Here is a 26,211-nt window from a genome sequence, read left to right on the forward strand (position 1 = left end):
TGAGTGAAAAAAATTGATGTTATAGGCAGAATAAATAATTGTATCTTATTATTGTTCTTGTATTTAGTTACTATTTCAATACCGCATGCTGAAAATGTTAACTCATCTAAGAAGGTTAAGAAGAATAGTTCAGGTTTTTATGTAGGTTTTAGTGCGCAAAAGCTTTTTGTAATTGATGGAAATCTTCCTAAGAAAAATAAAATAGATTTAAGAGAAGTGCCTAAGGGGCATATAATTGTAACTCAGGATTTCCCTTATGTAGGACTTTTTACAGGATATCAGCATATATTAGCAGATAGATTTTTAGTTGCTACTGAGATTGCTTTTATGATGAATGCGGTCATTATTAAGGCAGTAAAACAGGTTGATATTATAGTCAATAATAAAAAAAAGTGGGAAATAATATTAAACGAGAAATCATTGTATCAGGAACTAAATGCGAATTCTGAGTTAAATTTTAAATTTGGTTATCTCTTACATAATAATCTTTTAGCCTTCACTAGATTAGGAATTAAAGCTACATATTCTGAAGAAATCTTTCCTAGAAAAGTTAGGAATGATAATATGTCTCTAAGAAATATTTATACAGAGTTGCTTGTAGGAGCGGGAATAGATATTTCTTATGCTACTAATTGGACATTAAGATTAGAATATGTATATTCTAATCTTATGTCTTCGCAACAAGAATTAAATAAAGATAATACAACAGGCTCAATTTATTCACATGCTATTAATTTAGGTATGTCCTATAGATTTTAACGCCATTATTTGGATTATTAAATTGGATTATATAATTTGTGACTTATCTTATTATTGCGGAAACATATGTAAATATATATTTTTTATTATTAATTAGTTCTATCGCGGGCTTTTTTGCTGGACTATTATCCATAGGCGGCGGATTATTAGTAGTACCATTATTAATTAGCTATAATATACAACCGCTTGTGGCGGTGGCTACCGTGATGGTTTTGGTGGTTGCTTCTTCTACCACATCAGTTATCTCTTATCTTAAAGCAAAGTTGATAGATGTAAAATTAGCAATAATTTTAGCTACATCTAGTAATATCGGTGTATTAATTGGTATCTTTATTTTTAATAAATTACTTAAGTTAGGAAGTGTAGATAATATTATTGTTTATCTATATGTAATTTTATTAATTAGTCTGACTTTATATATTGCCTATGATTTAATTAATTATAAATTTTCTAAAAATGGTACACAATATAATCAAATATATAGAAGCGCTTCTAATTCAAAATTAATTTTGAATTTCCCTGTTTCTGGTCTTAAAATTAATATTTTATATTTAATTTTTTTAGGAATTTTAGTTGGTTGCTTATCTGCTATTATGGGAATAGGGGGTAATATTATCCTTATACCTATACTTACTATATTATTAAAAATTAATATTAGAATAGCTTTAGCTACTGCTAGTTTACAGTTGTTTTTTACTTCTACTACTTGCTTGCTATTACATAGTCTGATCAATGGAAATATAGATGTAACTTTAGCTTTAATTTTAATATTAGGTGGAACAATAGGAGCTTATTATGGTAATTGGCTTGCAAAAAAGATAAAAGACTATTATTTACGTGTAATTTTCTTTTTAGTAATATTGATGTTAACTATATTTTTTATTTATAATAATTTTATTGTAAATATAGTCAAAAATGAAATTATCAGAACTAATATTTTAAATTCAGAATTATCTTTTTGGCAAAGTAAAATCATGTGGTTTTATAGTGAATATCCATTATCTTACAGTTTAATAGTACTACTAATGGCTATCATTGTGAGTTATATAATAAGTAATATATTGAATTTTTTACATAAAAAGTAATTATATTACAGATTATAAGTTTAAGGAGTATATATGTTACAAGTGTATGAATTTTTAGATTGGTTGCTAAGTCTATATATTTTAATAATCGTTCTTAATGCAATTTTCTCATGGTTATATGTTTTTGGTGTAATTAATCCATATAATTCTATCGCAAAATTTTTAGCAAATTTTTTTAATACTGTAACAGAACCGGTATTGCAGCCTATTAGAAGGATTTTGCCCGATCTAGGATTTATCGATATATCACCGATAGTTCTAATTGTATTATTACATATTGTTAGAAGATATATTTTACCGGCTTTATTTTTCTAGTTAATGTTAATGAGTAATTTATATAAAAAATATTTAGAGGGGGTATTACTAAATATAAAGCTTACTCCTAACGCGGCTAATGAGAAAATATGCAAATTATATGTAGATGAAAATAATTCGTTAGCATTAGTCGTGCAGGTAAGAGAAATAGCTGAAGATAATAAAGCGAATATAGCCTTAATAAAGTTGCTAGCTAAAAAATTTAAGATAGCGAAAAGTAAAATAACCTTATTAAAAGGGAATAAAAGTCGCATGAAGCAACTTTATTTGCAGGGGGACTATGAAGAATTAACAGCAATCATTGAACATATAATAGCTCAATTAGGCTCAGATAATAGCTAACATAATCCTCCTGCAACATTGATATTTTATTTTTTAGCTCTTTCTATTGCTTCAATAATCACTTTTTTAGCGGCTTCGATACCTTGTACTTCTTTGATTTTTACCCATTTGTTAGGTTCTAGATCTTTATATCTTTCAAAAAAGTGAATTATTTGCTTAATAGTAATTTCAGGAAGATCTTTGTATGACTCGACTTTATCGTATTTTTTAGTCAATTTGCTTACTGGTACAGCTAAGATTTTTTCATCTTGACCACTTTCATCTTCCATTATTAACACTCCTATTGGTCTGACATTTATTACAGACCCAGGCATTAATGGACGTGTATTGCAAATTAAAACATCAATAGGATCACCATCGTCAGATAATGTATGTGGTACAAAACCATAATTACCAGGATAACGCATTGGTGTATGTAAAAAACGATCTACAAATAATAAGCCGGACTCTTTATCCATTTCATATTTAATTGGATGACCATCAATAGGAGTCTCAACTATTACATTTAAATCTTCAGGTGGATTTTTTCCTGTAGCTACTGCATTTATATTCATATGTCTTCTCCTTAGTTATTAATTTAATTATAAATTTTTGCTTTTTTGATGACGTTTTCTTTCATTTGGATCAAGATATAATTTGCGTAAACGAATAGATTTAGGTGTAACTTCTAGTAATTCATCATCTTGTACCCAAGATAATGCCCGTTCAAGTGTCATACGGATAGGAGGAGTAAGCTTTACAGCTTCATCTTTACCTGATGCCCTAACATTAGATAATTTTTTACCTCTAATTACATTAACTTCTAGATCATTGTCACGTGAATGTATTCCTACAATCATACCTTGGTATACTTTAACACCTGCATCTATGATCATTGGACCTCTATCTTCTAGATTAAATAAAGCATAAGCCACAGATTCACCGGATTCATTAGAAATTAACACGCCATTATTACGACCAGCTATATCACCTTTATACGGTTGATAATCATGGAACAGACGATTCATAATAGCTGTACCTTTAGTGTCAGTGAGTAATTCAGATTGGTATCCAATTAGACCTCGTGTTGGTGCGTAGAATACTAAACGTACACGATTGCCACCAGAAGGACGTAACTCTACCATTTCGCCTTTACGTTCTGACATTTTTTGTACTACTGTACCGGAAAACTCTTCATCAACGTCGATCATAACTTCTTCTATTGGTTCTAAAGTTTGACCATTGTCATCTTTTTTCATCACAACTCTAGGACGTGATACTCCTAGTTCAAAGCCTTCTCTCCGCATATTTTCAATTAATACAGCTAATTGTAATTCTCCTCTACCAGAGACATAGAATGAATCTTTATCATTAGATTCTTCAATTTTTAAGGCTACATTTCCTTCTGCTTCTTTGAAAAGACGATCTCTAATAATTCTACTAGTTACTTTATCTCCCTCAGTACCTGCTAAGGGGCTATCATTCACGAAAAAACTCATGGTTACAGTAGGAGGATCAATAGGTTGTGCTTTTAACGGTATGGTTACTGCAGGATCAGCAAAAGTATCGGCAACAGTACCTTTAGATAGACCTGCTATAGCTATTATATCACCAGCATGTCCTTCTTCAATAGGTTGACGTTCTAAACCACGAAAAGCTAATATTCTTGAAATACGACCAGTTTCTACCACGGTACCATCTGGTGATAAAACTTTAATATTTTGGTTAGTTTTAATACTACCAGAATGAATTCTACCAGTTATGATACGACCTAAAAATGGATCAGCTTCTAATAATGTACCTATCATACTGAAAGGTCCTTCTGCAATGGTAGGAGCAGGCACATGTTCTAATACTAAATCAAATAACGGGGCCAAAGCTTGATCTTTTGGTCCATCTTTTGATAAGGCCATCCATCCATCACGACCAGAACCATATAAAATAGGAAAATCTAGTTGTTCATCGGTAGCATCTAATGCTGCAAAAAGATCAAATACTTCGTTAATCACCTCTTCAGGTCTAGCATCTGTGCGATCAATTTTGTTAATCGCTACAATAGGTTTTAAACCAACTTGTAATGCTTTACCAACAACAAATTTTGTTTGTGGCATAGGACCTTCAGCAGAATCAACTAATACGATTGCACCATCTACCATGCTAAGTATACGTTCAACTTCACCACCAAAGTCAGCATGTCCAGGGGTGTCTACTATATTTATGCGAGTGTTTTTCCAAATTACAGAAGTAGCTTTAGCTAAAATAGTTATACCACGTTCTTTTTCTATATCATTCGAATCCATCATACGTTCGTGGGTTTTTTGGTTATCTCTAAAAACCCCCGATTGTTTAAGTAATTCGTCTACTAAGGTAGTTTTACCATGGTCAACGTGAGCAATGATTGCAATATTTCTTAATTGCATAATTAATCCTTTTCTTGTTTTTAATTAAGCTGTATATGATGCTTTATAATGTGAAGTAATAAAATATTTGTTTGAATAACATAATTTTATAAAAAAGTTCCTTTTAAAATTATAGTTGCAACTGAAAAATAGATAACAATACCAGTAACATCTACTAAAGTGGCAATAAAGGGCGCAGAGGCAACTGCAGGATCCAAACGACATAATTTCATCAGAAAGGGGAACATACTACCTATTAGACATCCCCAAGTTACTATCCCTACTAGAGTGACGGCTATAGTCCAACCAATTAACTGCCAATGTTCTCCATAGTCATAAAAACCTAATTCTTGCCAAATAGCAATTCTAACAAATCCTATTATACCTAATATTATACCTAATGACAAACCCATTGGTAGCTCACGCATAGCTATTTTCCACCAATCTTTTAAACTAATTTCTTGCAAAGCTAAAGATCTAATAATTAAAGAGGTAGCTTGAGAACCAGAGTTACCTCCAGAGCTCATAATTAAAGGTATGAATAAGGATAAAATTACTGCTCGTTCAAGTTCTAATTCATAATGTTGCATAGCACTGGTAGTGAGTAGTTCTCCTAAAAATAAAATAGCTAGCCAAATATATCTTTTTTGAAAAAGTTCCCAAAAGCCCATGCTCATATAAGGTTTTTCTAGCGCACCACTACCACCAAATTGTTGACTTTCTTTAGTCATGTCTGCGGTCATTGAATCTAATACGTCATCAACAGTTACAATTCCTAAAAGATGTTTTTTATTATCAACAACTGGAACAGCTAAAAGATCATAACGACGGAATAATGTAGCAAGTTCTTCTCTTTTTGTTAAGGGATGAATAACAATAGGATCTTGTGGAGTAGTTATATCTATGATTTTTTCACTTGGGTTAACTGTAATTAATTGTCTTAAAGAAACAGCCCGTAGTAATTTATTATTATTTGCTATATCTACAATATAGATTGCATAGACGGTTTCTCGTGTTCGTTCAACTTCTTTGATATATTGTAAAACTCTCTCAACTTGCCAATGTCCTGGTACAGATATATATTCTGTGGTCATAAGACTACCAGCACTTTCTTCAGGATAATTTATTAATTTATGAAGATTTTGCCTTGTCTCAGGTTGTAAAAATGGAATAAGCTTATTACGAGTATTTATACTCATATCTTGAAAAACATCGGCAACCTGGTCAGCAGACATTTGATCTAAAATCTTAATGGCTTTATCTGTAGGTAATGACTCAAGTAGTTCTTCAGGATTATGTAATTCAGGACGATCAAATAGTTCAATAGAATAATCTATTGGTAATTCTTCAATTACTTGTAATGCAACCTCAAAATCAAGATTATTTATAATGTCAATAGAATCAGCAAAGCGAGTAGTCAATAAAATATTGGCTACTTCTTTAGGAGTTAGATTAACTAAATTTTCTAATAATTTTGACATTAAAGTTCCATTATTAAGTTAGTAAATTATTTTTTGGGCGTTATTAATTTTTTATCAATTAATAATTGCGCTATTTGTACTGCATTTAAAGCAGCTCCTTTACGTAAATTATCAGAAACAACCCATAGATCTAAACCATGTTCTACGGTAATATCTTCACGGATACGGCTAATATATGTCGCATCCTCTCCAGCGGCTTCATAAGGAGTAATATAACCACCGTCTTCTCTTTTGTCTATAACTTGGCAACCAGGAGCATTACGCAATATATTTCTAGCTTCATCAGCTGTGATAGGATTATGAAATTCAATATTAACTGCTTCAGAGTGAGAAATAAATACCGGTACCCTAACAGCGGTAGCAGTTACTTTAATAGCTGGATCTAATATTTTTTTGGTTTCAGCAGTTAATTTCCATTCTTCTTTAGTATATCCACTGTCTAAAAATTCATCAATGTGTGGAATAACATTAAAAGCTATTCTTTTGGTAAATTTATGACTGCTGATTGGATCTGCAACAAACACAGCTCTTGATTGGGTGAATAATTCATCCATACCATCTTTACCAGCACCAGAAACAGATTGATAAGTAGAAACAACTACACGTTTGATTTTAGCAAAGTCATGTAGAGGTTTAAGTGCTACTACCATTTGTGCAGTGGAGCAATTAGGATTAGCTATAATATATTTTTTATGGAAATTGCTTATTTGATCGCCATTAACTTCAGGTACTATCAATGGAACGTTAGAATCATAACGCCAAGCAGATGAATTATCTATAACGACGCATTTATGTGCTGCAATTTTAGGCGCCCAATTTTTAGAAATATTACCTCCAGCTGACATAAGGCAAATATCAATTTTAGTAAAATCAAAATTTTCTAGATTTTGTACTTTTAGAATTTTGTCACCGTAGGAAACTTCAATACCTTGGCTACGGGCTGAAGCTACAGCAAAAACTTCCGTGGCGGGGAAAGATTGTTCAGCTAATATATTTAACATTTCACGTCCTACATTACCTGTAGCGCCGACAACAGCTATTTTAAATGACATATCAAATTCCTTATCGGTAAAAATTATTAACTTAGATTCTTATATATTAATTTGTTGCTTGGGTAAATCTATTTAACTAGATATCTTATTTTTTTAGTATTCGAGCTTGTTCAGGTAACATTATTGGTATACCATTTTTAATAGGATAAGCTAAATTAGCAGATGAGGAAATTAATTCTTGGTTGGTTTCATCATAAATAAGATCCTGATTAGTTAAAGGACAGACGAGATAAGGTAATATTTTCTTATTAATAGAGAAACTGTTAGTCATTTTACACCTCAGTTACTTATTAAAATGATATTTTATATCAAATTTATATACGTCATCTAATAATTTTAAAAATTCTTTTATTACATAATCAATTATTTTATAGCCTAATTCAGCTTTAGCAATAGAAGCATTACCACAAGCACCATATTTATTAAGGTCACTCATAGACCAGCCAAAATAATGAGGACCATAAGCTTTTAAATAATTAAAATTTTTACAGAAATCCTGTTGTTGGTTATAAAAGTCTTTAGCTTTTGACATATCAACCATATTAGGAGCAATAGCTAACATAAGCGCTGTTTCTAATTCTCCTGCATGGATGTCAAAAGATTTTTGCATATCGTTAAGGAAAGGGCAATCTTTTAAAAATCTGTTCCAACTAGTTACTACCGCTAGCATATTATGTTTAATTCTTAATTCTGTAGCTACAATAGAAAGTATAGGAGAATTACCGCCGTGAGCATTAAAAAAGATTATTTTATTAATATTATTTTTTTTACATTCTAATGCTTTTGCTAACCATAGATCAATAGCAGTATTATAATCTAAAGATTTACTCTCTGAGCTAAAAGTATGTTCAATAGAATATCCTATAGGTTCGGTAGATAAAAAATGCATATCTATATAATCAGGTAATTGCTTTTTAATATATTTACTAAATGCAGTAGCGATTAATGTATCAGTTTCAAAAGGCAAATGTTCACCATGCTGTTCATAAGCACCTAAGGGAAGGAAAGCTATGGTGTTTTTTTGATTAATAGTCATATCAGTTTTTTCTAGTGTAATCTTCATATATCGCTTTACTGAATGCAGCAAATATTTTTTTAGATATTGCTTCATTATTGTACCAATATTCTGGATGCCATTGGAAAGCTAAAATGAATTGCTCAGTATCTTTCATGCTAACTGCTTCAATTGTATTATCTGTTGCTATTGCTTCAATTTGTAATTTATCTGCTAGAACATCAATAGCTTGACGATGAAGAGAATTTACAGAAATACTTTTTTGATTAATAATATTATCCAATAATCTATTAGGAACAATATTTACAGTATGTTTGATTTTAAAACGTTCACTAATATTAGTAGAGTCACATGAACGATGGTCGATTTTACCATCTAATTCCTGGATGTCGTTAGATAAAGTACCACCTAAATAGGTATTTAATTCTTGTAGACCACGGCAAACACCTAAAATAGGTAAATTATATTTTAAAGCATAATCTATCATAGAAAAAGATATAGCGTCTCTTTCTTCGTCAAAGGGTTGATGCTGTTCAGTAACAGGACTATTATAACGAGAAGGATGCACATTGGAAACAGCTCCAGTTAGTAGAATACCATTTACATATTTTAGAATATCAGCAACATTTTTATGAAGCAAGGGTGGTATAATAATAGGAGAAACATTAGCTAGTTCGAATAAAGAATTTAGATATTGTTTGCTGATAGCATATTTTTCACAATGCTGGTATAGAATATTATCTGCTGGTACTGCTACTAAAGGTCGGTGTGACATAATAATTTGTCCTAACGGCTAATATTGTTTAGATATATTTTTTGTAAATCATGTAGTTGCGCTATTGGGCTATTGACATTAATAGATACATTTTCATTAGTTAATAATTCTCCTTTTTTTATATATTTTAATGTAGTTGCATCTTTCAGTAAGCCACAGGGGATAGCTCCTTGTTTTTGGGCTTCTATATATGACATGCTCCAAGCACGATAACAATATTCTCCAATAGAATCTAATTTAACATTAGCATGCATGTCTTTTTTTGCTACCGCACAGACTTCAACCGTGGGTGTTGGTAATGGTGCTAGATCTGGTTTATTGTATAAAGCTATTCGAGCACAAGTAAGAGGAACTTCTAAAGAAGTTAAGTGATAAGGACGGAAAAAGGTAAAATAAGGACCTTGACCCATTTTAAGATCTTTTAATCTTTCTAATATACGAGGATGGTCAGTTTTAGCTACTACAAAAACTCCAGGTGCTATATCTTTTCCAATAGAATAATCAACCCTCCCGACATTAGATAAAATACCACCATCTGATTTTGGAATAAAAATCTTGCTTAGATCCTTTAAACCAGCAGCAGGACCATGCATACCAGCACAATCTGTTATCAGACCAGTAGCATTAGCTAAACATGCCATTTCTACCATAGTTTTTGAACCATCTACGAATTCTACTAGCATTCTAGGGTTCATTTGTCGCTCTAAAGCTTCTTGCATATATAGATCTGGTGTAGCATCTATATTTAAGGGGTTATTTTTACCTTTTCCAGCGCAAACTATGGTTAATTGCATGTCACTTACGAAGTTAATAAGCTCCATACAAGCAGATGGTTCATCACCAGCACCTATAGAATAGATAAGATTAGCTTTTTTTGCTAAATGATTTAAATAACAGCCAATAGTAACATCTGTCTCCACGCTCATTGAAACTAAATGCTTATTGTGTGAAAACGCTTTTAGCGCAATAGTTGCACCTGCATTTGGTGATCCAGTTGCATCTATTATGATATCTATTAGCTCATTTTTTAATAATAAGTCAGAATCATCAGTAGCTGCTATTTTACCTGCTTCAATAGCAGTTGTTAATTGTTGATTATTACAAACCTCTGTAACTGATTCTATATCGTCATAGGCGATTTTTACAGCGTTAATAATTCTTATAGGTTTGTGGTCTGCTACAGCGCATAATTTCATACCAGACATCATTGAAAATTGAGTGATTAAGTCACATCCCATTTCACCACAACCAATTATACCAATGTGGAGTTGTCTCTGGTCTGAAAATTGTTTATTGAGCTCTGCTAACAGCCCGAATTGCGAAGAATTATTACTCATAATATCTATATAATATAAAAATAAATTTTATAATAGTTTAATCCTGTTAAAAAGCAAATAGAACTACACAATAAATGCTATTTTTATGTTCATATATGCTCTATGATATAATTTTAGATGAAAAATACTAGGATTATTCATGCAACGAATTAAAGCTTTAAATGATATCATAGATAATTATAAGGTAATTTTTTGTGATGTCTGGGGAGTGCTACATAATGGTGAAAAAATATTTGATCCAGCTGTAGAGGCACTATTACTCGCTCGTAGAAAAGGAAAAATTGTAATTTGTGTGACTAATTCACCAAGACTTAGTAAATATGTGCAGCAACAATTATCTGTTATGGGGCTTGATAAAAATTGTTATAATAAGATAGTAACCTCTGGAGATGTTACTAGAAGTTTAATTACACAATATTCTAGAAAAATTTTTCATATAGGTCACCATAAAGATAAAGTAATTTTTGATGGGTTAGATATAGAATTAGTTGCAGCGGAACAAGCCGAATCAATAGTTTGTACTGGACTATTTGATGATAAACCTTATGCCGAAGATTATATAAATTTATTAAAATATTTTAGTTCAGTTAATTTACCATTCATTTGTGCTAATCCTGATCTGATAGTGGATTATAAAGGGCAATTAAGATTATGTGCTGGTACTTTAGCAAAACTCTATGAAGAAATGGGCGGTGCAACTTTTTTTGCCGGTAAGCCTTTTGCACCTATATATGACCTAGCGCGAGAATATGCTCAAGAAATATTACAAGCTGAAATTAATAATAATGAAATTTTAGCTATAGGTGATGGATTATTAACTGATGTAAAAGGTGCGAATCAACAAAATATTGATATATTATATATAGATAGCGGAATACATCGTAATTTAAGCAATTTTGAATTGAGAAAAGCTTTAGAACAATATAATGTATCTTTTAATAAATTTATGGCTTATCTCGCGTGAATATTATGAATGAAAAAATAAATATTTTTAATAATTATGAAAATTTGTCAGATGATTTCAAAAATTCAATAGTAGTTATTGGAAATTTTGATGGAATACATATCGGACACCAAAAGTTATTAGCTAAAGCTAAAGAAATATCAACGTTAAATAATATACCTTTATTAATATTCACTTTTGCGCCGCACCCTAGAAAATTTTTTAATGCGGCTGAAAATTGTAATTTAATTTTACCGGTTGAAACAAAATATAAATTATTATCATATTATGGAGCTGATGCAATATTAGCACAAAATTTTAATTTGGAATTTGCTAATATTTCGGCTAAAAAATTTATAGAGGAAGTTTTATTTAAAAGTTTAAAAGCTAAATATATAATAGTTGGAGATAATTTTTATTTTGGAAAAAAACGAGAAGGTACACCAGAATTTTTAAAAAAATACGCTGAATCTTTGGGGATGAATATTTTACTACATCAAGAAATTATTCATGAGGATGGTTGTATAGTTTCTTCTAGTAATATACGTAAAAATATTGCTAGCGGAAATGTAAAAAAAGCAGCAGAATATTTAGGGTATCATTATTTTGTTACTAGTAAGATAATTCATGGTGATGCCTTAGGAAGAAAATTAGGATTTCCTACGGCTAATATGGATTTAGGTGATAATTTAAAATTACCTTATGGAATATATGCTATTAAATGTTATTTGAATGATGGTCGATTTTATGATGGTGTGGCTAGTTATGGTTTGCGACCTACAGTTGTAAATAACGGACGAGCAATTTTAGAAAGTCATTTATTTGATTTTAATGAAGATATTTATAGCAAAATTGCTAATATAATATTCATTGATTGGATCCGGAAAGAAGAAAAATTTGCTAATTTGGATCAATTAGTAAATCAGATTAAACATGATATTGACGTAGCTAAAAAAATCATCAAAACAACAACCGCTAAAGATGAAATAGATTTTTTACCAAAATTGCATGAATATATAATTCAGATTAGCTAAATTCCTTAGTTAATAATATTAATAGATAGCAGAAGCAATAGATTTCTTCTGCTACTCATGTTTATTAGTCTGTGAATTATTATATTATTGTCACATAATTTTGATGTTGTGGAGGTGGTTAATAATTATTCTGTGTCGTTGTCATTTTTGCCAAAGCTGCTTCGAGTAATAATTTTGATCTTGTTCCTGATCTGCAATAGGCAAATATATTTGGTTTGGAATCAATCAATATTTTAACACATGTTTCTATATTCTCTTTTATATTTTCTCTAGTTGAAATTGGTATATAATATATTGCAATATTTTCTTTTTCAGCAGCAATTTTTATTTTTTCAAAATTAATCTCTGCGGGTATCTCATTATCTGGTCGGTTACAAATTATAGTATTAATATTTAATTGCTTTAGGCGCTCCATGTCATCAGCGGTTAGTTGAGCACCTATATAAATATTTTCTGTAATTTTTTGCATATTTGTTTCCTTTAAAGTTATCTACAGGTTGAATAGCATTTAAACTCTTTTACTATTTTAAATTTGTAAAGTGTACAGAATTTAAATGGTAATTCATGATTTGGCATAATTATTTAACATTTAAATTGCTTAATGAGAAAATGTTTCTTTAATTTTTATTGCTAAAGCAATATAATTGCTTTAAGCAATTTATTTGCTTGGACATAGGGGACTTACATGAATAAAAAATTATTTGTTTTATTTAATGCTTTAACACTTGAAGAAAAAAGACGTGTTATTTCTTTTTTGGAACAGAGAAAGATTTTAAAAAACGTAACAAAATCTTCTGATCATCCTGGTCAGAATCCAGAAGAAAACGTCTAAATTCTTGTTCTAGCATTAATTCTTCATCATTTTTAGCCAGGGAGGGGGACTCCCCCTCTCCAGTAAGTAACCAGGCTTGACTGACTTTGTATCCATCCGCATATTTTTTAGCAGAACGAGCTAAACTGCGTAAACCTAACTCATGTTGTATATAAGAGTTATAGTTCCATCCATTTTCTTCACAAGCCTTTAAGGCGCTAGAAAAACCTCTTGATTTGCGAATTTGTTTTAAGCGTTCTGATTGATCATAAAATTTATTTTTTTTAATTGATTTATCTATCATTTTCTTATCTTAAAATTTCTCTTGACATTTTAATTGCTTAATGCAATTATTAACGATGTTAAAAACTACAAATTGATCTCTAATATTTACGGGTCTTTATTAATGTTGGTCTGCTTTAGTGAAGGATAAATCATAAGTTATTCTTTCCGTGTTTGATAATATATAGGTAAATTTGCTTAAAAGGGAAAATTTTATAATAACTTAAATTTAAGGGTAAATTACTATTTACGCAAGATTAATGATTACAATATTTAGATTTTTTATTTGAAAATATTGCTTTTGTTTATTGATATACAACTGATTAGATATTTTTATATTTATAAGGATGGAGGTCTTTTTGTTTTATTATAATATAACCGAGAGGAATAATGGGAAGTATATTTTCTGAAAAATATAGAGAAAATTATTTTTTACCATATGATAATAAAAAATACAGCTCGCGTGAAGGAAAATTTGTTTTATTAGATATTGTTAATTCAAAATCAGCAATAGTATTAGCAGGTAAAATTAAAAAAGATTATTTAGGAGGGATATTATTAGAAAAATTATTTAAATTAAATTATTTAACAATTAATGAATATAGAGCAGGGATATATTTTTTACGATTGCTTTATAAATATCAGGTAGCCAAAAAACGAAAAAGAGATATGCGTTATTCTGTGCTGGATCGAGAAAATATAATAAAATTTAAGAGATTAAATAATCATCTGATAAATCGTAATAAATTATATCCAAACACTATCACATCTTTATTAAACATTGTTGCTAATGATCTATGGTCAGTAGGGCTTATTAATGACTGTAAAAAATCGTTAGCCTTCATTTCTAGACTATTAACAGAAGGAGAAAATAATGTACGCGTTAAATAGAGTAACTTTAATTGGTAATGTAGCCACTGATATTGATTGTAAAATATTAAATTCAGGAGATTCAATTGTAAGATTTCGTTTAGTTACTTCTGAGAGATGGAAAGATAATAATGGAGAAATTCAAGAAAAGCCTGAATGGCATAATATAGTTATTTTTAATGAAAAATTGGTTAAATTAGTAGAAAAGTCCTTAACTAAAGGTGATAGAATAATGGTTGAAGGGCAATTGCATACAAGAAAATGGCAAGATAGAGAAGAGCAAATTCACTTTAAAACAGAAGTTATTTTACATAAATCTAGAGGAAAATTATTACTTATGCGGAGAAATGATAGTTTAGAAAAAAAATTAGAAAATGACATTATCGGTAATGATTATTTACAGTCAATCGCTTAATTTTTCATAGCTATAAAGATATAAAAATGAGAAAAGTGAATAACACCGCTTTTGAGTTAATTAAAAATTTTGAAGGGTTACGTTTGGAGGCTTATAAAGATATTGCCGGTGTATGGACTATAGGTTATGGACATACATCTATTATTGGAGGGTTAGAGGTTAAAGAGGGATTAAAAATTACCGAACAACAAGCTCTTGAGTTATTAAATAAAGATGTAGCGAAAATTGCTGCATCGGTTGAAAAATATGTTAAGGTGCCTTTAAATGATAATCAATTTGCCGCACTAGTGTCTTTTGTTTATAATATAGGAATTAATGCGTTTAAAACATCAACTTTATTAAGCAAATTAAATGCAGGAGAATATGCTCAGATACCTTTTCAATTATCAAGATGGATTTATGCGAGTAGAAAAAAATTAACAGGACTAGTTAAACGTAGAAAAGCCGAGGCAGATTTATGGGAAACAGATAATATAAAATTAATTGGTACAATAAAAAATTACTCAACTAAAGAAATAGCGTAACGGTGATAGAATAAATAATATAAAAGCCCTATCTCAATAGGAGATGGGGCTTTTATATTATGTCAATATTTTAAATTAAATAATGTAACTTAAATAAATTATTAACGGTCAGATATATTAAATTTGCCTCATTCTGCTAGAAATGTTATTAATAACATTAAATGAAATTATGAGATTAGGAATAATTATACTTAAAATTCAGCTTGTAACTGGGAACAAAAGTTACTAAGCGGATATAATGATAAATAATATCTGTATGTTTGATTAATATAATAATGAAATTATATCAGATGAATAAAGTGAAAATAGTCAGTGTAAAATTCGATTAAGGATCATAATTGACGGCATGTGTTAACAAAATAATTAATTAGAGATAAATATGACAAAAACAGGCGGACGTGGAGGACGTGGAACAAAAAAATTACACGAAAGAGTACGTAAAAAAGCAGGAAAAATAAAAGCTTCTTCTCGGCGCTGGTTAGAAAGGCATATAAATGATCCTTATGTACATAAATCAAAAGAAGAGGGATATAGATCTAGAGCTGCTTTTAAGTTAATAGAAATTAACGAAAAATATAAGTTTTTAAAGCCAGGGCAAAGAATTATTGACTTAGGTGCGGCTCCTGGTGGATGGAGTCAAGTAGCCGCCGAAATAGTGAAATCTACAGTTGAAAATCCTTTGGTGGTAGGGATAGATTATCTTGAGATCAGCCCTTTACCAGCGGTAACTTTATTACAAATGGATTTTTTAGATGAAAATGCTCCTGATTTATTATTAAGTAATTTAGGAGGATATCCAGATGTAATATTATCTGATATGGCCGCACCTACTACTGGACATAGAAGAACAGATCATTTAAGAACAGCTTATTTATGTGAAGTAGCAGTAGATTTTGCCGTCAATTTTTTAAAGAAAGGTGGACATTTTTTAGCCAAAACCTTCCAAGGGGGCGCAGAAGATCAATTGCTAAATATCTTAAAGCAGAATTTTCAATCTGTGCATCACGTTAAGCCTCCTGCTTCTAGAACAGAATCAGTAGAATTATATTTATTAGCAAAAAATTTTAAAGGTAGGGCAAACTTTAACAATATAAAAGGTGTCGATAGCCTTAACAATGAATAATAGGAATAAACAATGAAATTTTTAGATCAAGCAAAAATTTATGTCAAAGCAGGCGATGGAGGCGCTGGAGCTGTTTCTTTTAGAAGAGAAAAATTTCTTGAGTTTGGTGGACCAGATGGCGGTACTGGAGGTAGAGGCGGCGATATATGGATAGAAGCAGTAGATGGACTTAACACCTTAATTGATTATAGATATCAACAGCATTTTAAAGCTAAAATTGGTATGCATGGAATGGGGCGTAATCGCACTGGGGCTAAAGGCGATGATATAATTTTGAAAGTACCTGTTGGCACACAAGTTTTTGATGCTGATAATCAAAATTTAATTTGTGATTTGACGCAGAAAGGTCAAAAATTTAGATTAGCAAAAGGAGGGAATGGAGGATTTGGTAACCTACATTTTACTACTTCTACTAATAGAGCGCCTCGTAGGGCTAACCCTGGTTTACCTGGAGAAGAATTAACAATCTGGTTACGGTTAAAATTAATTGCAGATATAGGTATTATTGGTTTACCAAATGCTGGAAAATCTACTTTTTTATCTTGTATATCTGCTGCTAAACCTAAAATTGCTGCTTATCCTTTTACTACTATACATCCTAATTTAGGTGTCGCTAGTGTAGATGAGAAAACAATTATATTTGCTGATATACCTGGGTTGATTGAAGGAGCACATCAGGGTTCTGGATTAGGGCATAGATTTTTAGGACATATAGAACGTACTAAATTATTATTACATTTAATCTCTGCACAGGAAACAGATGTAGTAGCAGCATATAATATTGTCAGAGAAGAATTAAAAGCTTATGGAAGTTTATTAGATGAAAAAATAGAAATTATTGCTCTATCACAAATTGATATTTTAACAGAGGAAGAAATAAATCAAAAAATAGAGCTATTACAAAAAAATACTAAGAAAAAGATATTTATTTTATCATCTATTAGTCAAAAAGGATTATTAACATTATTAAGAGCTTGTTCTTTGGAATTGCAAAATGTAAAATCCGCAGAAGATAATAATCTATAAGTTAAGAGTTAAATGTGATTATTAATAAAAATTTACCTAAGTTAACTGCGGGGATGAAAATAGGATTATTTGGCGGATCATTTAATCCTCCTCATCAAGGACATTTATTAGTTGCTATGCAAGCTTTAAAAAGCTTATCATTAGATTATATTTTATGGATGGTTTCGCCACAAAACCCTTTAAAATCTAGTAATAATCTAGCTGATTTATATGATAGAGTAGTAGCTAGTAAAAAGTTAGTAAAACATAATAAGAAAATAATTGTTACTGATTTAGAAAAACATTTAAATACTAATTATAGTTATAATACTATTAGATTTTTAAAAAAAAAATATCCTTCAGTGAATTTTGTTTGGATTATGGGAGCGGATAGTTTCGCAGAGTTACATAAATGGTATCTAGGCGAAAAAATAATGTATAATATACCTGTAGCGGTAATTAATAGACCTAGAAGTAATTTCATCGCTTTAAATTCACCTATAGCGCAGAAATTTAATAGATTTAGATTATCAGAAAATAAATATAGGTTATTACCATTTTTGTCACCACCGAGATGGTGTTTTATTTTTACCAATTTTTCTTATTTATCTTCAACTCAAGTGCGAGATAAGAAAAAAATTAATAACATAGTTACAACAAGGTTAAATCATGACATATAATAATTCAACAGAAAATAATAATGAAAAATTATTAAATAAGAATAACTTTTTTTATAAATCAGATGAATTGAAACAATATATTATAGACGTTTTAGAAGAGCTTAAAGCAGAAAATATTGTTGTTTTTGATATCGCGGAGAGATTTTCTTTAGCTGATTATATTATCATCGCTTCTGGTAATTCATCTCGTCATATCAATGCTTTAGCGATGTTTGTAATCGAAAAGTTAAAAGAAAAAAAGATTCTAGCTAGTGTTGACGGTTTAGAGAGTAGCAACTGGATAGTGATAGATGCGGGCGTAGTGATTGCTCATATTTTTCATCCTGAAACTAGAGAATTTTATAATTTAGAAAAGATATGGCGTATAACTCAGTGATACTAATAGCTAAGGTAAATAGTTAAGATGAAAATAAAATTTATTTGTATTGGAAAAATGAAAAAAGGAGCAGAGCAAGAATTATTTGAACGATATTATCAGCGAGCAAAAAGAAATTTTCAGACCTTAGGCATATATTTGATGCCAGTAATAGAATTACCAGAAAGTAAATCTTCAAATGTAGAAGAGCGAAAAAAACGCGAGGGCGAAAATATCTTATCTAGTCTTAATAATAAAGCCTATCTTATTTTATTAGATGAACTTGGTCAGATGTTGCCAACCAAAAAATTTGCTGATTTATTACCAAAATTAAAGCAAACTGGTATTAATAACGTAACTTTTGCTATTGGGGGCGCTGATGGACATAGTGAGGAAATTAAAAAGCGAGCTGATAAAATATTATCGTTAGGGCTAATGACTTTTCCGCATCAAATAGTAAGGATATTATTAGCAGAACAAATTTATAGAAATGCGACTATTTTATTAAATCATCCTTATCATAGAGAATAATTTAGTGATATATTTATATAAAAAAATAACAAAATTATTGATATTACAAATAATGGCGATACCATTATTTGTAATATCTTATCCTTTAGCATTAGAGCAGAATGGATTGCGAGCAAAATGGGTAGAAGCTAATCAAAAAATTTATGATATTAATATGGAAATTAATATATCAGAGCAAAAAATTAGCCAGTTAAAGCAACAAGTAAATAATTTAAAAAAAGATATAAATAAGATAAAATTAGAAATTAAAAAAACTGAAGAGCAGCAACAATTACTAACACAGAAATTAGAACAAGCAAAAAAAAAATTTGATAAAGAAAATGATAAATATAAAAAATATTTAAATGAGTTAGATAAAAAAGATGAGCAATTAGCCTATATGTTAGCTATGTTGCAAAAATTAACCTTATCACCACCACCTGTGATGTTAATTAGTACTAAAGATATTTTAAATATCTTTAGAGGTAGTTTATTGCTAGGATCTATAACTAGCGAGATACAACAAAAAACTGAGAGTATTAAAGTAATTTTAGCTGAAATAGCTATATTGGTAAATCAATTAGATAAAGATTATTTAATTGTAAAAAAAACTCAAATAGAACGAGAAGAAAAAATAACCTATCTTGCATTACTAAAAGATGAACAACAAAAAATTATCGAGCAATCATCAAACTTAATCATAAATGAACAACAACAAATTGATATTTTATCACAAGAGCAACAAAAATATTTGGAGTTGCTGAATAAGATCAAACAGCAACAATCTAAATTGAATAATAGTAAAGCAGTTACGGCGCATAAAAAATTACTTTTTAAAAGTAAAAAGTTACCATTTCCTATTGACGCTAAATTAAAAAAGAGATTTGGCGATAAATCATTAGGGTTAATTTATGAATTAGGTGATATATTAGAATTTAATAAAGATAGCAAGATTAAGAATTTTACTGATGCAATAGTTTTATTTGCTGGAGAATTTAGAACATATGGAAAATTGCTAATTTTAGATGTAGGAGACAATTATCAGTTAATTGTAGCTGGATTAAGTAAGATTAATGTTAAAAAAGGTGATTTCATTAAAAAAGATGTAATCATTGGTGAATTAGAGAAAAGTTTGACAGATAACCAGCTATTGTTATATCTTGAGTTACGTAAGGATAATAAATCAATAAATTTAAGAAATTTTTGGCAAAGACACAAAACTTAAAGGAAGTAAAGTATGTCGGTAAATCGCTTATATAGAATAATATGTTTATCATTAAGTTTATTTTTATTTGCTTGTTCATTTAATGTAAAGCAAGTTTTGAGTCAGCCAAAGCAAGAGAATGTAGATAATAAAGTTAAGTATAAAGATTTAATGTTATTTGGTGAAGTTTTTGAGAAAATTCGTAATTTATATGTTACGAAACCAAATGATAGAAATTTAATTGAAAATGCTCTGCAGGGAATGTTAACCTCTTTAGATCCGCATTCGTCCTATATGAATGAAAAAGATACACAAGAGTTTAATGCAAATACTTTTGGTTCTTTTGGAGGGCTAGGAATTGAAGTTACCTTAGAAAATGGATATGTTAAAGTTATTGCGCCTATTGAAGGCGGTGCGGCTGAAAAAGCTGGAGTAATGGCTGGAGATTTAATAGTTAAAATTGATGGAGCCTCAACTAAAGGTCAGTCTCTTAATAAATCTGTTAGTAAAATGCGAGGTAAAATAGGCGATCCTATAACTATTGAGGTTTTAAGAAAAAATCATAAGGATTTATTAAAATTTGATCTAATTAGATCATTGGTTAATGTAAAATCTGTGACTGCTGAAGCTATAGACCAAGTTGCTTATGCAAAAATATCTACTTTTTCCACTAAAACAGCCGTAGATCTTAAAAGTAATTTAGATAAAATCATTAAACAAATTACTCCCGCGAAATTAAAAGGTATAATCATTGATTTACGTTTGAATTCAGGAGGTTTATTGGATCAGGCTGTGCAAGTTAGTGATCTTTTTCTATCTAATGGAGAAATTGTTTCTACAAAAGGTAGAATTGAAAGATCCAATTTTCATTTTTTTGCTAAAACACAAGACATGTTTAAAAATATTCCATTGATTGTTTTAATTAATGGAGGTAGTGCGAGCGCTTCAGAAATTGTTGCCGGGGCATTAAAAGATCACAAAAGAGCTATATTACTAGGAACAAAAACTTTTGGTAAAGGTTCGGTGCAGACCCTAGTGCCGTTAGCAAAAGAAGATGGTTCATTGCGTATAACTACAGCCCTATATTATACTCCAGCAGGAAAGTCTATTCAAGGTGCTGGTATAAAACCAGATATTATTGTAGAACAACCTTTACCTCAAGACATTAAAGATGGTACATTTAATATAGGAGAATCTTCTTTAGCAGGACATATAAAAGGAGAAAATGAGGTAGACGAGGAGGAGTCTGGCTCAAATGCATATGTACCTAAAGATCGTGCTGAGGATGTGCAGCTAAAAGTTGCAATTGAATTATTGCATGGAAAGATAAAGCACGAAGCCTTGAAATGATATAATAAAAATATAAATAAGAGAAATTAACAAAAATTAATTAGAGGAGCGACTATGGATAATGTAAAGCTAAATTTACCCTACCGTTATGGGGTTGGTATAGCTTTATTTAATAGCGCGGGTAAAATTTGGACAGGCCGTAGATTAATGGTTGATAAATATAAAAATATTTATAACTCGCAGTTATGGCAATTACCGCAAGGAGGAATTGACCATAATGAGACTCCTTTACAAGCTGCAAAGAGAGAATTATTTGAAGAAACTGGAGTAGTTTCATGTAAATTATTAGGAGAAATTGATGAGTGGGTAGATTATAGATTCCCGGAAAATATTTGTAAGCAAATTATGGGCGGTAAATATTGCGGACAAAAACAAAAATGGTATGCTTTCCGTTTTACCGGTGAAGAAACTGAAATATCCATAAGTGGACTTGCAGGAGAAAAAGCTGAATTTGATTTATGGCAATGGCGCGACATAGATGAAATTGTATTTTTGGCGGTTGATTTTAAAAAACAGCTTTATCAAACAATCCGAGATAATTTTGCTAAATTTGCTACAAATATAAATAAATAAGGTCTACTTAGACTATCGCGGTTCATTTATTAACAGTTATTATAAATTTAAATAAGTTGGTTAATGGTCATAAATTTCCATTTACTACATAGTTATTAATCAATAAAATTCCATTATATAAGTGCAGTTTTATATTTATACAGCTATTTGTTAATTAATAAAGTAAGATTGTAAAGAAGATACTTTAAGTTCTTTAGTCTTTAATGATTTCATAGCTTGAATAGCTGTTTTTGTACCTGCAGCTGTAGTGAAATAAGTTGTTCTAGTCGCAATAATTACCTGCCTTAATAATTTAGAATCTGATGGTTTATTATAACTACTACCATGTTATTATTATTTGTATTTTATAGCTATAAATAAGGTTTTTTCTACTAACTTACTATAAATTTAAATAAGTTGGTTAATGGTCATAAATTTCCATTTACTACATAGTTATTAATCAATAAAATTCCATTATATAAGGCAGTTTTATATTTATACGGCTATTTGCTAATTAATAAAATAAGATTGTAAAGAAGATACTTTAAGTTCTTTAGTCTTTAATGATTTCATAGCTTGAATAGCTGCTTTTGTACCTGCAGCTGTAGTGAAATAAGGAATTCTATTAGCAATGGTTGCTCTTCTTAATGATTTAGAGTCTGATGGTCTATTATGACTATTACTAGTATTTATTACCATTTGTATTTTTCTGTTACGTATAGCATCTTCTATATGCGGATGACCTTCTAACACTTTATTAATTTTTTTACTATTAATATTATGCTGTGCTAGAAAAACATGTGTGCCACCAGTCGCTAAAATATTATAACCGAGGTTTTGTAATATTTGCACGGAATCTATTATTTCTTCTTTATCTTCATCTCGTACAGAAATAAAGATATTTCCCTCTAAAGGAAGCTCAAAGCCAGCGGCAAGTTGTGCTTTCGCAAATGCTAAACCAAAATCTTCATCTAGTCCCATAACTTCACCAGTCGAGCGCATTTCTGGTCCTAATAAGATATCTTCATTAGGAAAGCGAGAAAATGGAAATACAGCTTCTTTAATAGCTATAGGTTTTTTTCTATATTTTATCTCTGAACCACCATAAGCAGTAAATGCTTGTTCTAAAGTTTGCCCGGTCATGATACGAGCAGCAATTTTTGCTATTGGTTTACCTATGGTCTTAGCAACAAAAGGTACTGTGCGCGAAGCTCTAGGATTTACTTCTAAAATATATATTTTATTATCACTGATAGCGAATTGTATATTCATTAAACCGCCCACATTCAACGCTTTGGACAATTTCTTAGTTTGTTCTTCTAATTTCAGAATAATATCATTTGTTAAACTATGTGTAGGAAGAGAAGCTGCAGAATCACCAGAGTGGATTCCAGCTTCTTCAATATGTTCCATAATACCAGCTATATAAGTATTTTCACCATCACACAAACAATCAACATCAACTTCAATTGCTTTAGATAAATAACGATCAAATAATAAAGGATTTTTAGATAGAAAATAATCAATTTGTTTAGTGCTGTCATAAGGGAATAGGGCTTTAATATCTTCAGATACTAATTCTATTACCAGATTATTCATATAAGACTCTAGCTCTTTAGGATCTCTAATAATTCTCATTGCACGACCACCTAATACATAAGAAGGGCGTACAACTACAGGAAATTTGATGTTTTGGGCTAATTTAAAAGAATCCTCTATAGAATATGCAATACCATTACTAGGTTGAGTTAAATTTAGCTCTTGTAATAACCTTTTAAATTGATCTCTGTCTTCAGCTAAATTTATTGCTTCTGGTGAAGTTCCTAAAATAGAAATGCCAGACTCTTGTAAAGATTGAGCTAATTTTAACGGAGTTTGACCTCCAAATTGTACTATAACGCCTAATAATTGTCCTTTTTCTTGTTCTTTTTCCAGGATTGCTAAGACATCTTCAGCTGTTAAAGGTTCAAAATATAAACGGTCAGAAGTATCATAATCTGTTGAGACTGTTTCAGGATTACAATTAATCATTATAGCTTCTATATCCATCTCTTGTAAGGCAAAAGAGGCATGACAACAGCAATAGTCAAATTCTATTCCTTGTCCTATCCTGTTAGGACCGCCCCCTAAAATAACTACTTTTTTACGATCAGATACTAAGGCTTCACAAGAATATTCTTCTATACCAGATTTTTCGTAGGTAGAATAAATATAAGCTGTAGGAGAATAAAATTCAGCTGCACAAGTATCAATACGTTTAAATATAGGGGTAACATTTAATTTTTTTCTTAATGCTTTAACTTGTTTTTCCTGACAATTAGCTAAAGTAGCTAAACGGCTATCAGAAAAACCTAACGATTTTAACATATTTAAATTTTGATGATCTTGAGGTAAACCATGTTGTTTAATTTTTTCTTCAATTTCTATAATTTCAGCTATTTGGTTTAAAAACCAAGGGTCAATATGACTTAATTTATGAATTTCTTCTAATGGCATTTTTTCACGTATAGCTTGAGCTATAAAACGTAACCTATTTGGAGTCGGATGTGCAACTGCTGCACGTAGAGCATCTTTGTAATTTTCTTCCTCTACATCTGGTATGTTAATTTCATCAAAACCAGTTAATCCAGTTTCTAAACTACGTAATGCCTTTTGTAAAGATTCTTTAAAGTTTCGACCTATAGCCATAGTCTCACCAACAGCTTTCATTGATGTGCCTAATAAGGGATCGCTGTTAGGAAATTTTTCAAAAGCAAATCTTGGTATTTTGGTGACTATATAGTCAATAGATGGTTCAAAAGAAGCCGGTGTACTACCACCGGTAATATCATTTTTTAATTCATCTAGCCTGTAACCAACTGCTAGTTTAGCTGCTATCTTAGCAATAGGGAAGCCCGTAGCTTTAGACGCAAGAGCTGATGAACGTGATACACGTGGATTCATTTCTATAACTATCATACGACCGTTAACAGGATTAACAGCAAATTGTACGTTAGCGCCACCAGTTTCTACGCCTATCTCTCTTAATACGGCTATAGAAGCATTCCGCATTTGTTGATATTCTTTGTCTGTTAAAGTTAAAGCAGGGGCTACAGTTATTGAATCACCTGTGTGAACGCCCATAGGATCAAGATTTTCAATGGAGCAAATGATAATAGAATTATCAGATTTATCACGTACTACTTCCATTTCAAATTCTTTCCAACCAACAATACTCTCTTCTATAAGTACTTCTGTGGTTGGAGAGGCATCTAGACCTTGTTCTACTATCTCATAGAATTGAGAACGATTATAGGCTATACCGCCTCCAGTGCCGCCTAAGGTAAATGAAGGTCTGATAATAGCTGGTAAACCAATTTCATCTAACGCCTTACTAGCTAAACCCATAGCGTAAGACATATATCTATTTTTTCTTTCGCCTTCAGTTTTTGTCCAATTTTCTTGTAATTTCGTTAATGATTGTTCTAATTGAGTACCGCTTAAGCTATTTAATAATTGGTTACGTTTATCTTCATATTCTTTACGATCAGTTTCTTTGATTTCAGTAGCATTCGCTAACATAGATTTAGGAGTATCTAAGCCGATTTTTTTCATGGCTTTTCTGAATAAGGCTCTATCTTCTGCTTTATCAATAGCTAAAGCATTTGCGCCAATCATTTCAACGTTATATTTATCTAATACACCCATACGTTTTAGAGAAAGAGCCGTGTTTAAAGCTGTTTGACCACCCATAGTTGGTAATAAGGCATCAGGACGTTCTTTAGCTATGATACGTGCGACGATATCAGGAGTGATAGGTTCAATATAGGTAACATCAGCTAGATCAGGATCAGTCATTATCGTTGCTGGGTTAGAATTAACGAGTATAACCCTGTAACCTTCTTCTTTTAGAGCTTTACAGGCTTGTGTGCCAGAATAATCAAACTCACAAGCTTGACCTATGATTATGGGGCCAGCTCCTATAATTAAGATAGAATTTATATCAGTACGTTTCGGCATGACAGATCCTTAAAA

Annotated in this window: 28 protein-coding genes; 17 read left to right on the forward strand and 11 right to left on the reverse strand. The window is 30.6% G+C overall.

The window, feature by feature from the left end; genetic code table 11:
• Positions 1-3: 3 nt before the first annotated feature.
• Genes AB6T46_RS02245 through AB6T46_RS02260 form a run of 4 tightly spaced genes read left to right on the forward strand, consistent with a single transcriptional unit; the run spans position 4 to position 2,501 of the window.
• The gene (locus tag AB6T46_RS02245; RefSeq protein WP_370931799.1) at positions 4-759 is read left to right on the forward strand and encodes an outer membrane protein; all 756 of its coding nucleotides are present in this window, start codon (positions 4-6) and stop codon (positions 757-759) included.
• A 38-nt stretch (positions 760-797) separates the two neighbouring features.
• A complete protein-coding gene (locus AB6T46_RS02250; RefSeq protein WP_370931800.1) occupies positions 798-1,844 on the forward strand; it encodes a sulfite exporter TauE/SafE family protein in 1,047 nt (348 codons plus the stop codon).
• Positions 1,845-1,877: 33 nt separating this feature from the next.
• On the forward strand, positions 1,878-2,159 hold the full coding sequence (locus AB6T46_RS02255; protein WP_370931801.1) for a YggT family protein: 282 nt from the start codon (positions 1,878-1,880) through the stop codon (positions 2,157-2,159).
• A 9-nt stretch (positions 2,160-2,168) separates the two neighbouring features.
• Positions 2,169-2,501: a DUF167 domain-containing protein gene (locus AB6T46_RS02260; RefSeq protein WP_370931802.1), complete on the forward strand. Its 333-nt coding sequence runs from the start codon at positions 2,169-2,171 to the stop codon at positions 2,499-2,501.
• A 26-nt stretch (positions 2,502-2,527) separates the two neighbouring features.
• On the opposite strand, the gene ppa is transcribed toward AB6T46_RS02260, so the two are convergent.
• The 8 genes from ppa to AB6T46_RS02300 all read right to left on the reverse strand — a co-directional run bounded on the left by ppa (position 2,528) and on the right by AB6T46_RS02300 (position 10,539).
• The gene (gene ppa / locus AB6T46_RS02265; protein WP_370931803.1) at positions 2,528-3,055 is read right to left on the reverse strand and encodes an inorganic diphosphatase; all 528 of its coding nucleotides are present in this window, start codon (positions 3,053-3,055) and stop codon (positions 2,528-2,530) included.
• Positions 3,056-3,082: 27 nt separating this feature from the next.
• Entirely contained in the window at positions 3,083-4,900 is a 1,818-nt protein-coding gene (gene typA, locus AB6T46_RS02270; RefSeq protein WP_370931804.1) for a translational GTPase TypA, read from the reverse strand.
• 86 nt (positions 4,901-4,986) lie between these two features.
• A complete protein-coding gene (gene mgtE, locus AB6T46_RS02275) occupies positions 4,987-6,360 on the reverse strand; it encodes a magnesium transporter (RefSeq protein ID WP_370931805.1) in 1,374 nt (457 codons plus the stop codon).
• A 26-nt stretch (positions 6,361-6,386) separates the two neighbouring features.
• Complete coding sequence (locus tag AB6T46_RS02280) at positions 6,387-7,412, reverse strand: aspartate-semialdehyde dehydrogenase (protein WP_370931806.1); 1,026 nt, start codon at positions 7,410-7,412, stop codon at positions 6,387-6,389.
• An 85-nt stretch (positions 7,413-7,497) separates the two neighbouring features.
• Entirely contained in the window at positions 7,498-7,683 is a 186-nt protein-coding gene (locus AB6T46_RS02285; protein ID WP_370931807.1) for a Trm112 family protein, read from the reverse strand.
• Between the two features lie 12 nt (positions 7,684-7,695).
• Positions 7,696-8,475 (reverse strand): creatininase family protein, encoded by a 780-nt coding sequence (locus AB6T46_RS02290; RefSeq protein WP_370931809.1) that lies wholly within the window; start codon positions 8,473-8,475, stop codon positions 7,696-7,698.
• Positions 8,450-9,202 carry a gamma-glutamyl-gamma-aminobutyrate hydrolase family protein gene (locus tag AB6T46_RS02295; RefSeq protein WP_370931810.1) on the reverse strand — a complete coding sequence of 251 codons (753 nt, stop codon included), beginning with the start codon at positions 9,200-9,202 and terminating at the stop codon, positions 8,450-8,452. Before AB6T46_RS02295 ends, AB6T46_RS02290 begins: the two co-directional genes overlap by 26 nt.
• Before the next feature lie 11 nt (positions 9,203-9,213).
• On the reverse strand, positions 9,214-10,539 hold the full coding sequence (locus tag AB6T46_RS02300; protein ID WP_370931811.1) for an NAD(P)H-dependent oxidoreductase: 1,326 nt from the start codon (positions 10,537-10,539) through the stop codon (positions 9,214-9,216).
• 139 nt (positions 10,540-10,678) lie between these two features.
• On the opposite strand from AB6T46_RS02300, the gene AB6T46_RS02305 reads away from it, so the two are divergent.
• Entirely contained in the window at positions 10,679-11,503 is an 825-nt protein-coding gene (locus tag AB6T46_RS02305; RefSeq protein WP_370931812.1) for a TIGR01459 family HAD-type hydrolase, read from the forward strand.
• A 5-nt stretch (positions 11,504-11,508) separates the two neighbouring features.
• Complete coding sequence (locus AB6T46_RS02310) at positions 11,509-12,516, forward strand: bifunctional riboflavin kinase/FAD synthetase (protein WP_370931813.1); 1,008 nt, start codon at positions 11,509-11,511, stop codon at positions 12,514-12,516.
• Between the two features lie 118 nt (positions 12,517-12,634).
• Here AB6T46_RS02310 and AB6T46_RS02315 read toward each other — a convergent pair whose 3' ends face one another.
• Together AB6T46_RS02315 and AB6T46_RS02320 are read right to left on the reverse strand one after the other, a co-directional pair.
• Positions 12,635-12,985 carry a beta-lactamase hydrolase domain-containing protein gene (locus AB6T46_RS02315; protein WP_370931814.1) on the reverse strand — a complete coding sequence of 117 codons (351 nt, stop codon included), beginning with the start codon at positions 12,983-12,985 and terminating at the stop codon, positions 12,635-12,637.
• Positions 12,986-13,259: 274 nt separating this feature from the next.
• Positions 13,260-13,631, reverse strand: a complete 372-nt coding sequence (locus AB6T46_RS02320; protein WP_370931816.1) for an XRE family transcriptional regulator — start codon at positions 13,629-13,631, stop codon at positions 13,260-13,262.
• A gap of 368 nt (positions 13,632-13,999) precedes the next feature.
• Here AB6T46_RS02320 and AB6T46_RS02325 point away from each other — a divergent pair, with 368 nt between their 5' ends.
• The 11 genes from AB6T46_RS02325 to AB6T46_RS02375 all read left to right on the forward strand — a co-directional run bounded on the left by AB6T46_RS02325 (position 14,000) and on the right by AB6T46_RS02375 (position 22,218).
• Complete coding sequence (locus AB6T46_RS02325; protein WP_370931817.1) at positions 14,000-14,500, forward strand: hypothetical protein; 501 nt, start codon at positions 14,000-14,002, stop codon at positions 14,498-14,500.
• The gene (locus AB6T46_RS02330) at positions 14,484-14,894 is read left to right on the forward strand and encodes a single-stranded DNA-binding protein (RefSeq protein ID WP_370931818.1); all 411 of its coding nucleotides are present in this window, start codon (positions 14,484-14,486) and stop codon (positions 14,892-14,894) included. The genes AB6T46_RS02325 and AB6T46_RS02330 overlap by 17 nt, the downstream gene beginning before the upstream one ends.
• 26 nt (positions 14,895-14,920) lie before the next feature.
• Positions 14,921-15,418: a lysozyme gene (locus tag AB6T46_RS02335; RefSeq protein ID WP_370931819.1), complete on the forward strand. Its 498-nt coding sequence runs from the start codon at positions 14,921-14,923 to the stop codon at positions 15,416-15,418.
• A gap of 379 nt (positions 15,419-15,797) precedes the next feature.
• Positions 15,798-16,541 carry an RlmE family RNA methyltransferase gene (locus AB6T46_RS02340; RefSeq protein ID WP_370931820.1) on the forward strand — a complete coding sequence of 248 codons (744 nt, stop codon included), beginning with the start codon at positions 15,798-15,800 and terminating at the stop codon, positions 16,539-16,541.
• A gap of 12 nt (positions 16,542-16,553) precedes the next feature.
• Positions 16,554-17,567, forward strand: coding sequence for a GTPase ObgE (gene obgE / locus AB6T46_RS02345; RefSeq protein WP_370931821.1), 1,014 nt, complete (start codon positions 16,554-16,556; stop codon positions 17,565-17,567).
• A gap of 14 nt (positions 17,568-17,581) precedes the next feature.
• A complete protein-coding gene (locus tag AB6T46_RS02350; RefSeq protein WP_370931823.1) occupies positions 17,582-18,226 on the forward strand; it encodes a nicotinate-nucleotide adenylyltransferase in 645 nt (214 codons plus the stop codon).
• Complete coding sequence (gene rsfS / locus AB6T46_RS02355; protein ID WP_370931824.1) at positions 18,216-18,602, forward strand: ribosome silencing factor; 387 nt, start codon at positions 18,216-18,218, stop codon at positions 18,600-18,602. The genes AB6T46_RS02350 and rsfS overlap by 11 nt, the downstream gene beginning before the upstream one ends.
• A gap of 27 nt (positions 18,603-18,629) precedes the next feature.
• Positions 18,630-19,112, forward strand: a complete 483-nt coding sequence (gene rlmH / locus AB6T46_RS02360) for a 23S rRNA (pseudouridine(1915)-N(3))-methyltransferase RlmH (RefSeq protein WP_370931825.1) — start codon at positions 18,630-18,632, stop codon at positions 19,110-19,112.
• 52 nt (positions 19,113-19,164) lie between these two features.
• Positions 19,165-20,316, forward strand: a complete 1,152-nt coding sequence (locus AB6T46_RS02365; RefSeq protein WP_370931827.1) for a murein hydrolase activator EnvC — start codon at positions 19,165-19,167, stop codon at positions 20,314-20,316.
• Positions 20,317-20,328: 12 nt separating this feature from the next.
• Complete coding sequence (locus AB6T46_RS02370; protein ID WP_370931828.1) at positions 20,329-21,645, forward strand: S41 family peptidase; 1,317 nt, start codon at positions 20,329-20,331, stop codon at positions 21,643-21,645.
• A gap of 54 nt (positions 21,646-21,699) precedes the next feature.
• On the forward strand, positions 21,700-22,218 hold the full coding sequence (locus AB6T46_RS02375; protein ID WP_370931829.1) for an RNA pyrophosphohydrolase: 519 nt from the start codon (positions 21,700-21,702) through the stop codon (positions 22,216-22,218).
• A 489-nt stretch (positions 22,219-22,707) separates the two neighbouring features.
• On the opposite strand, the gene carB is transcribed toward AB6T46_RS02375, so the two are convergent.
• Positions 22,708-26,196, reverse strand: coding sequence for a carbamoyl-phosphate synthase large subunit (carB, locus tag AB6T46_RS02380; protein WP_370931830.1), 3,489 nt, complete (start codon positions 26,194-26,196; stop codon positions 22,708-22,710).
• Positions 26,197-26,211 lie beyond the last annotated feature (15 nt).

This window comes from Bartonella sp. DGB1 (genome assembly GCF_041345015.1).
GTDB lineage: Bacteria > Pseudomonadota > Alphaproteobacteria > Rhizobiales > Rhizobiaceae > DGB1.

Excerpts from the sequence above, each read along its gene's own strand:
- AB6T46_RS02375 (WP_370931829.1), top strand. The coding sequence starts at position 21,700 with ATGGATAATGTAAAGCTAAATTTACCCTACCGTTATGGGGTTGGTATA.
- carB (WP_370931830.1), bottom strand. The coding sequence starts at position 26,196 with ATGCCGAAACGTACTGATATAAATTCTATCTTAATTATAGGAGCTGGC.
- AB6T46_RS02295 (WP_370931810.1), bottom strand. The coding sequence starts at position 9,202 with ATGTCACACCGACCTTTAGTAGCAGTACCAGCAGATAATATTCTATAC.
- ppa (WP_370931803.1), bottom strand. The coding sequence starts at position 3,055 with ATGAATATAAATGCAGTAGCTACAGGAAAAAATCCACCTGAAGATTTA.
- AB6T46_RS02300 (WP_370931811.1), bottom strand. The coding sequence starts at position 10,539 with ATGAGTAATAATTCTTCGCAATTCGGGCTGTTAGCAGAGCTCAATAAA.
- AB6T46_RS02255 (WP_370931801.1), top strand. The coding sequence starts at position 1,878 with ATGTTACAAGTGTATGAATTTTTAGATTGGTTGCTAAGTCTATATATT.
- AB6T46_RS02325 (WP_370931817.1), top strand. The coding sequence starts at position 14,000 with ATGGGAAGTATATTTTCTGAAAAATATAGAGAAAATTATTTTTTACCA.
- AB6T46_RS02340 (WP_370931820.1), top strand. The coding sequence starts at position 15,798 with ATGACAAAAACAGGCGGACGTGGAGGACGTGGAACAAAAAAATTACAC.
- AB6T46_RS02290 (WP_370931809.1), bottom strand. The coding sequence starts at position 8,475 with ATGAAGATTACACTAGAAAAAACTGATATGACTATTAATCAAAAAAAC.
- AB6T46_RS02315 (WP_370931814.1), bottom strand. The coding sequence starts at position 12,985 with ATGCAAAAAATTACAGAAAATATTTATATAGGTGCTCAACTAACCGCT.
- AB6T46_RS02285 (WP_370931807.1), bottom strand. The coding sequence starts at position 7,683 with ATGACTAACAGTTTCTCTATTAATAAGAAAATATTACCTTATCTCGTC.
- obgE (WP_370931821.1), top strand. The coding sequence starts at position 16,554 with ATGAAATTTTTAGATCAAGCAAAAATTTATGTCAAAGCAGGCGATGGA.
- AB6T46_RS02305 (WP_370931812.1), top strand. The coding sequence starts at position 10,679 with ATGCAACGAATTAAAGCTTTAAATGATATCATAGATAATTATAAGGTA.
- AB6T46_RS02280 (WP_370931806.1), bottom strand. The coding sequence starts at position 7,412 with ATGTCATTTAAAATAGCTGTTGTCGGCGCTACAGGTAATGTAGGACGT.
- AB6T46_RS02365 (WP_370931827.1), top strand. The coding sequence starts at position 19,165 with ATGGCGATACCATTATTTGTAATATCTTATCCTTTAGCATTAGAGCAG.
- typA (WP_370931804.1), bottom strand. The coding sequence starts at position 4,900 with ATGCAATTAAGAAATATTGCAATCATTGCTCACGTTGACCATGGTAAA.
- AB6T46_RS02370 (WP_370931828.1), top strand. The coding sequence starts at position 20,329 with ATGTCGGTAAATCGCTTATATAGAATAATATGTTTATCATTAAGTTTA.
- mgtE (WP_370931805.1), bottom strand. The coding sequence starts at position 6,360 with ATGTCAAAATTATTAGAAAATTTAGTTAATCTAACTCCTAAAGAAGTA.
- AB6T46_RS02320 (WP_370931816.1), bottom strand. The coding sequence starts at position 13,631 with ATGATAGATAAATCAATTAAAAAAAATAAATTTTATGATCAATCAGAA.
- rlmH (WP_370931825.1), top strand. The coding sequence starts at position 18,630 with ATGAAAATAAAATTTATTTGTATTGGAAAAATGAAAAAAGGAGCAGAG.
- rsfS (WP_370931824.1), top strand. The coding sequence starts at position 18,216 with ATGACATATAATAATTCAACAGAAAATAATAATGAAAAATTATTAAAT.
- AB6T46_RS02330 (WP_370931818.1), top strand. The coding sequence starts at position 14,484 with ATGTACGCGTTAAATAGAGTAACTTTAATTGGTAATGTAGCCACTGAT.
- AB6T46_RS02260 (WP_370931802.1), top strand. The coding sequence starts at position 2,169 with ATGAGTAATTTATATAAAAAATATTTAGAGGGGGTATTACTAAATATA.
- AB6T46_RS02335 (WP_370931819.1), top strand. The coding sequence starts at position 14,921 with ATGAGAAAAGTGAATAACACCGCTTTTGAGTTAATTAAAAATTTTGAA.
- AB6T46_RS02310 (WP_370931813.1), top strand. The coding sequence starts at position 11,509 with ATGAATGAAAAAATAAATATTTTTAATAATTATGAAAATTTGTCAGAT.